General features: G+C 66.7%; 3 protein-coding genes and 1 pseudogene. 2 read left to right on the top strand and 2 right to left on the bottom strand.

The genetic code is table 11. The features are described from left to right. A pseudogene (locus G6026_RS16975) lies at positions 1-284 on the top strand (hypothetical protein); the annotation flags it as partial. A gap of 5 nt (positions 285-289) precedes the next feature. Here G6026_RS16975 and G6026_RS12200 read toward each other — a convergent pair. Together G6026_RS12200 and G6026_RS12195 are read right to left on the bottom strand one after the other, a co-directional pair. Next, complete coding sequence (locus tag G6026_RS12200; RefSeq protein ID WP_107755476.1) at positions 290-1,489, bottom strand: TerC family protein; 1,200 nt, start codon at positions 1,487-1,489, stop codon at positions 290-292. Positions 1,490-1,560: 71 nt separating this feature from the next. Beyond that, positions 1,561-2,034 carry a DUF4442 domain-containing protein gene (locus tag G6026_RS12195; protein ID WP_182613336.1) on the bottom strand — a complete coding sequence of 158 codons (474 nt, stop codon included), beginning with the start codon at positions 2,032-2,034 and terminating at the stop codon, positions 1,561-1,563. Between the two features lie 215 nt (positions 2,035-2,249). Between G6026_RS12195 and G6026_RS17410 the strand changes: the two genes are divergently transcribed. After that, the coding region (locus G6026_RS17410) for an alkane 1-monooxygenase (protein WP_241728059.1) at positions 2,250-3,095 on the top strand (846 nt) is incomplete at its 3' end.

The raw sequence follows: 3,095 nt of genomic DNA, 5'->3' as shown, positions 1-3,095 counted from the left end.
CTTCACCTGGCCGGTCGTCGGGGGCGGGGACGAGCCCGGCGGCCGGGGCCGGGGCCGAGCGTCACCTGGTCGCCCTGTGTCGGGCCGGGTGGACGATCCTCGTCGTACGGGGGCCCTCCGCTCCCGCGAACGCCTGTCGTCCGCAGGTGGGCACCGTGCCATCGGACGCGGGCGGCGTGCTGCCCGCCCTGAGATCCTGGTGGCCGGGGACCACGCTGCTTCCACCGCTCCTCGGCGAGCCGGTCGCTGATCCGCTCGGGATCTGGGCCGTACGCAGCGCGTAGTCCCGTCAGCGCGTGTAGTCCGTGGCGCGCTCATAGCGCGCGTGATCGTCCCAGACCCGGCGCAGTAGCTGCTCGAGCTCCCAGACGTCGCCCTCGGTTCCGAAGTACTTCCGGTCGATCGTCTTGAGCTTGTCCTCGTTCTCGAGGATCTTGGCCCACAACTTGGCCCGCTCGACGGGGTCGTCGGTGAAGTTCTTGTTCAGGTACTCGTGCGAGTGCCGCCTGAGGTTGCCGAGGACGGTGAGAGCCTTACCGGCCGGGCTCACCAGCGAGGCCACGATCGTCACCACGAGGACCGCCACGATGACGCCGAGCGACAGGTAGGTGGGCACCTCCACCACGTCGACGTGCTCGCCCTGGTTGATGAACGGCAGGTTGTTCTCGTGGAGTGCGTGGAGGACCAGCTTCACGCCGATGAAGCCCAGGATCGCCGCCAGGCCGTACTTGAGGTAGACGAGACGGTCGAGGAGGCCGTCCAACAGGAAGTACAGCTGGCGGAGACCGAGCAGGGAGAACGTGGTCGCGGTGAAGACGATGAAGACGTTCTGGGTCAGACCGAAGATCGCGGGGATGGAGTCCAACGCGAACATGATGTCGGTGCCGCCGATCGCCACCATGACGATCATCATCGGCGTCATGACCTTCTTGCCGTTCTCGATTGTGAACAGCTTGTCGTGGTCGTAGTGTTCGGTCGCCGGAATGAACCTCTTGGCCAGGCGCACCACGACGTTGTCCGCGTCGTCGTCCTCGTCATCCTCGGCCAGGAGTCGGCCCGCGGTGATGATGAGGAAGATGCCGAACACGTAGAACAGCGCGCTGAACGCGGTGAGCAGAGCGGCGCCCACGAAGATGAAGGCGGTCCGCGCGATGATGGAGAACACGATGCCGAACAGCAGCGCCTTCTGCTGCCCCGCGCGGGGGACCTTGAAGCTGGTCAGCAGAAGCAGGAAGACGAACAGGTTGTCCACCGAGAGGGCCTTCTCGGTGATGTACCCGGCGAAGTACTCCACGCCCATCTGAGTGCCGCCGAAGATCCACACCAGGAAACCGAAGGCGATCGCGATGCCCACGTACAGGGCGGACCAGATGGCCGATTCCCTGAGCGTCGGGATGTGCTCCTTGCGGACATGGAAGAAGTAGTCGAACAGCAGCAGTGCGACGATGAGTGAGACCGCGAGGGTCCAGGCGAGCGGGGAGGCTCCCAACGGGGGTGTCCTTTCCGAGGAAGGCCGAGTGACCGGATTATCCTACGCGCCTCCACCGGAATCGCCCCAGGTCAGTTTTTCCGCCGCACGCACATCGTGTGCTGCGCCTCCACCACCGTCGCGCCGCGGCTGTCCGTCACCACCGCCGTGTGGACGACGCTGGTGCTCGGCCGCTCGGAGAGTTGCTGCCTGATGGCGTCGGCCTCGGGGCCGGGGACGTCCACCATACACCGCAGTCTGCCCCGGCCGGGAGCCCGGAAATCGATCGTCGCGCTCTTGGTCCACACCTGGTAGCCGCCACCGAGCTGGCCGGACAGCAGTGCCCCGTAGAGGACGTCGGTCGCGGCGAACAGGGCGCCTCCGAACGCGGTGCCGTTGGTGTTGGCGGTCCACGGCGCGACGTGCATGCTCAGCTCCCCGCGGCTCCAGTCCGGGGCGACGTGCCGGATGCGGATGCCGGAGCCGAGCAGCGGCGGGTAGAGGGAGGCCAGCAGAGGGAACGCCCGGGGGCTGGAGGTGTATCGGTGCAGCAGCGTCTTGGGCACGCCCAGATCGTAACTTACCCGCGAGTCAGTTCAATCAGGTGATCCCGCCGGCGGGGCGTGGAAGCCCTGGTCGGGCGACCGCGGAGACCCGATGGCGGCGAGCCGTGGACAAAATCAGCCCCGCTGTCTAGACAAACGGCGGTGGTTTGTCTACGTTGGACGCATCACGTGGCGTGCGACACACGCCGCCGGGTTCGACCGAGGGAGTCCTCCAGATGCACACCGACCTCCAGACAGAGGAGACCGCGGCTCAGCCGTACCCCTGGACTGACGGCAAGCGATACCTGTGGCTGCTCGGGCTCATCCCGGCCGGCGCCCTGTTCATCTCGCTCGGGCTGTTCTCGTGGTTCTCCCACGCCGGGTGGGGCACCGCCGCCGTGGTGGCCTGGTTCGTCGCGCCTTTCGTCGTGTTCGTGTTCATCCCCCTGCTCGACATGGTCGTCGGGGTGGACGGGCGGAACCCGCCGGAGGAGGTCATCGAACGCCTGGAGGCCGATCCGTTCTATCGCTGGTGTACGTACCTGTACATCCCGGTGCAGTACGCCGCCCTGATCACGGCCTGCTATCTGTGGACCGCGGACGACCTGTCGTTCTTCGGCCACGAGGGCGGGCTGGGCCTGGTGGCCAAGATCGGTATCGCCTGGGCCGTGGGGATCGCCGGGGGCATCGGCATCAACACCGCTCATGAGCTCGGCCACAAGATCGAGAACTCCGAGAAGTGGCTCTCCAAGATCGCCCTGGCCACCACCGCCTACGGCCACTTCTACATCGAGCACAACCGTGGACACCACGCCCGTGTCGCGACCCCGGAGGACCCGGCGAGCTCACGTCTCGGCGAGTCGTTCTGGGCCTTCCTGCCGCGCAGCGTCGCAGGCTCCCTCGTCTCGGCCTGGGAGCTGGAGAAGAATCGTCTCGCTCGCCTCGGCAAGTCCCCGTGGAGCCTGCGTAACGACAACATCAACGCCTGGCTCATGACCGTGGTCCTGTTCGGTGCCCTCACCGCCGCCTTCGGCCTCGAGGTCCTGCCCTGGCTGATCCTGCAGGCGGTGTACGGGTTCAGC

It is taken from the genome of Dietzia sp. DQ11-38-2 (genome assembly GCF_014145055.1).
Taxonomy (GTDB): domain Bacteria; phylum Actinomycetota; class Actinomycetes; order Mycobacteriales; family Mycobacteriaceae; genus Dietzia.
Note: the sequence above shows the minus strand (reverse complement) of the source record. Positions and strands in the feature narration are given on the sequence as shown.